The organism is Massiliimicrobium timonense (assembly GCF_002160865.1).
In the GTDB taxonomy this organism is placed as follows: Bacteria; Bacillota_I; Bacilli_A; order Erysipelotrichales; family Coprobacillaceae; genus Allocoprobacillus.
The window spans coordinates 1-3,427 of sequence record NZ_NFLJ01000076.1; the positions used below are offsets into that span (position 1 = coordinate 1).

At 44.1% G+C, this 3,427-nt stretch carries 5 protein-coding genes and 1 pseudogene; all 6 read right to left on the reverse strand.

Annotated elements, in window-relative coordinates; all coding sequences use genetic code 11:
- Window positions 1-1,169 (reverse strand): annotated as a pseudogene (locus B5E75_RS14030) (conjugal transfer ATPase TcpF); the annotation flags it as partial.
- Window positions 1,156-1,545, reverse strand: coding sequence for a conjugal transfer protein (locus B5E75_RS14035; RefSeq protein WP_087360547.1), 390 nt, complete (start codon window positions 1,543-1,545; stop codon window positions 1,156-1,158). The gene B5E75_RS14035 and the pseudogene B5E75_RS14030, both read right to left, overlap by 14 nt.
- A 108-nt stretch (window positions 1,546-1,653) precedes the next feature.
- Complete coding sequence (locus B5E75_RS14040; protein ID WP_010817898.1) at window positions 1,654-2,157, reverse strand: antirestriction protein ArdA; 504 nt, start codon at window positions 2,155-2,157, stop codon at window positions 1,654-1,656.
- Window positions 2,158-2,174: 17 nt separating this feature from the next.
- Window positions 2,175-2,672, reverse strand: coding sequence for an antirestriction protein ArdA (locus B5E75_RS14045; protein ID WP_010817897.1), 498 nt, complete (start codon window positions 2,670-2,672; stop codon window positions 2,175-2,177).
- Entirely contained in the window at window positions 2,647-2,883 is a 237-nt protein-coding gene (locus B5E75_RS14050; protein WP_010817896.1) for a hypothetical protein, read from the reverse strand. Before B5E75_RS14050 ends, B5E75_RS14045 begins: the two co-directional genes overlap by 26 nt.
- Before the next feature lie 123 nt (window positions 2,884-3,006).
- Window positions 3,007-3,345 (reverse strand): DUF3788 domain-containing protein, encoded by a 339-nt coding sequence (locus B5E75_RS14055; protein ID WP_087360550.1) that lies wholly within the window; start codon window positions 3,343-3,345, stop codon window positions 3,007-3,009.
- Window positions 3,346-3,427 lie beyond the last annotated feature (82 nt).

The following is a 3,427-nucleotide window of genomic DNA, read 5'->3' on the forward strand; positions in this document are numbered from 1 at the left end:
AGCATATCCCCAGCGGGACGAACTAATTTTACATTGAGGTCGTCGTAAAAGTCCTTGACCTCATCACAGCGTCGTTTCAGCTCGTCAAGGTCGGGAGCTGATACCCTTATCACATAGGAAAGTTTATACATACTTTCCTTGCTCTGGTCTAAATCGGTTTCCAGCTCGTCCACGCTGTCTAATGCGTCCACCACATTTGAGCTTGTTTCGCTTCCAGACTGATAGGCGTGATTGTCCAAGTCTTTCAGCTCTTTCTTCTTGTTACGGACAGTCGATAACGCTTTTCTGTTTCCCACGATTTCCACATTCATAGAAGTGTCCACGGGAAAGGTGAACTGCTGTTGCTGGAAATAGAAGATTTCCGACGACGGAAAATCCAGCTCGCCCACAATGGCATTGACGGTAAAGTAGGACACAAAGCTCTCGCTGTCCTCATGTTCCAGTCGCAAATATCGCTGGCTTTCTTCTATCAGACAGCGGGTCGGACGGATAAGGTCGTACTGCTTGATAAGCGTTGTCTTTTTCAGCTTCTTCTTTGGAAGCGAATACTCATAGTCCTCATACGCCACGCCGTCCCTGCCGTAGATATGCTCGATAAGATAGCCGAAGTCGTTCTTGTCCAAGCGTCGGAACTTGAAACGGCGGGAGATTTTATTTTCCAGCAATTTCTCCATTTTCATGTAGCGGTTGATTTCATCATCTGGCATGGAGATAAAGTCATTCATCAGCGTATGGTTGACCTCGTTCAAGAACTCTTTGAATGTCATAAAAGCTGACTTCTTCATGCTGTCCAGACTGACTTTTTCCTCGGTCACAATGAGCTTGAAGCCGATAAAAAAGCAGTAGTCCACTTGATTGTCGCCAATCATGGAAACAAGGGCTTCCGTCTGTTCATCTATCTTCTGTATCGCCACATCACGAAGTCGCCCCGTCACCAATCTTTTTGACTGCTCCTGTATGCTTCTTACGGAGCTTTCCGTCGCTATCTGCAAGGCGTGTATCTTCCCCTCACGGGACTGTGCGATAAGCTGACGGAAGCTGTCATGGACGATAAATTTCTGTTCCGCTGACAGAAAAGAATAGTTATACGGTATCAGCTCATAGTAGGCGAATACCTCATTGTCCTTGTTCCAGACAAGGTTGTTGTCGATATACTTAATCGGGAACATACATCACACTCCTAACCGCCGTGACAGGTTCGCTGAACACTTCTTTTTCCAGCTTCACGGCTTTTCCTGCATAGGTCACTTTTGGTCGCAGGGCAAATGTAATCTGCGATTTCAAGAAGCTGTAAGGCTTCTTGCCGTCAAAGGTTTTTTGGCTCATGAACCATGTGAGGGCAACGGGAATACCGAAGTATTTTAAAAATGCCCCCTCGATAAGCGATAACGGCGGTAAGTCCCCTAAGAGAATGACGACAAACTCCGTGATGACAAACCACGTTATCTGGGTAAAGGTAACGGGAAACGGGAGAGTAAAATCATTGATTGCGTATAAGACTTTCTCCACGTTCCAGATACCCGTGTAGCTCTTAATCTTCTTCAATTCGTTTCAGCTCCTTTCGTTGTAATGGAAAAGGACAGCCGTTTTTCAGACTGTCCTTGATAGAAAAAGCTGTCAGTAGCAACACTTCCTGTTGCTGATCTGCCAGCTCTAATATGGTATCTCGCATATCCCACGGCTTGTTTCAATGAACGTCCCCTCTATGGACAAGTCCCTGCCGTATGCTTCATAGTCGATATAGTTCTGCAACGGTAGCGGTATCTCGCCCAGCACTTGTAACTCGTCAATGAAGTAATAGGCAATGTCTGTCATGTCGTCACAGTCTGGATAGAAATAAATGTCGTCCTTGTGTTCGTAGACTTCTTCCAGACTTCCATAGTGGGAAACAAACTCGTCCAGAGCGTCTGTGATATAGTCGGGAAGCTCACAAATCATCTCGTACATCTCATTGAGTTCTTGAATGGAGATATACTCCCCGATTTCAATAGGGAAGTTGTCGGTATCATGGACAGCGTATTCCTCATAATAGCTGTTCAGCCCGATACGCTCCGCAACATCTTCCTCGTCGATAGGGAAAGAGAACCAATCCCCGACAAGTTCGCCCTCGTTGTACTTGCCAAGATTAGCGATATACACCCTCATGTCGTCAACCATAGGCACACACCTCTTTTCTACGGAAGTTCATAGATACCGTGGTCGGTTTCCACAAAGCGTCCGTTGTCGTCAAGGTACTGCCCGTAGGCTTCAAAATCGAAATAGCGGGTGACGTTCTCACTTAGGGAAGTAAAGTCTGGGTCATTGTTCAGAATGTGGCGGGCAACGTCCGTCATGTTCTTGCACCAAGAATAATGAATAATGTCGTTTCTGTATCGGTGCAGTTCGTCAAGGTCAGTGAAATAGCACATCAGCTCCGTATAGTCCTCTTTCAAATCAGAGGGTAGATTTTCGTAGGTATGGTACAGGTCATTGAGCTTTTCGACGGTGGTATCTTCCTGCACTTCATCAGCAAAGGGAAGCTCCTTGCCCGTGATATAGTAATAGTCTGTATCTACATCAATCCCCAGCAGTTCTTCCACCTGTTCCGTGTCGATAGGCAGGGTGAACCAAAAGGCTCGTATCTCGTCGTCTGTCGGTTCTCGTGCTTCAATCTGCACACGCATTTCTTCCATGTTTCATCACGTCCTCTCTTGTCAACGCTTCCTGTATGACGGCGTAAGGCACACCGAATACATAGCGTGAAAAATCTTCTAACTGTTTCTTAGGGTAGTCAGACAGGCAAAGGCGTTTCATCTCAAACCAGACCGTACGCTTGTAATAGGGCAGGTCGGAGAGATACGGACACCCGATTTTTGCCTGCATATCGGTAAAAATATCTTTCAATCAATCACTCCAATCTTAAATTTGAGTATAGAAAAAGCGGTTGATCTCCAATGGAGTAACCGCTTTGTGTGTGGGATATGAAATTGTAAAATTAGGATTTCGTATACGCCAACGTGATAATTATTACTTTTTATTTGGCTTTCTCTTAATTCCTAGTAATTTAATAAAATCTTGAAACATTGATGTATCGGTGGGTTCAAACATTACCCATTTACCATCTCGATAGGTTTTAGCTTCATCATAGATTTTTTGGACTTGTTGAGAATAATCATTGCGTTCTGCTTCAAATTTTGCTCTTTCGTCTTTTCCAAAGATAATCATAAATCCTATACAATTTTCTCTGGCATATAACGCACAGAGCGTTTTACCACCTCGGCGATATTTGTACTCATAAGTCCATGCCTTTCCACCTTTATTCCACAGACTATAAATGTCAATATAATTTTGTACAAAAATGATCATTTATGATGTACAATTATGTTCCTGTTCAATATAACTAGGAATACTTCTTAATATTAGGATTCCTCTTCGTTTGGCTTCATAT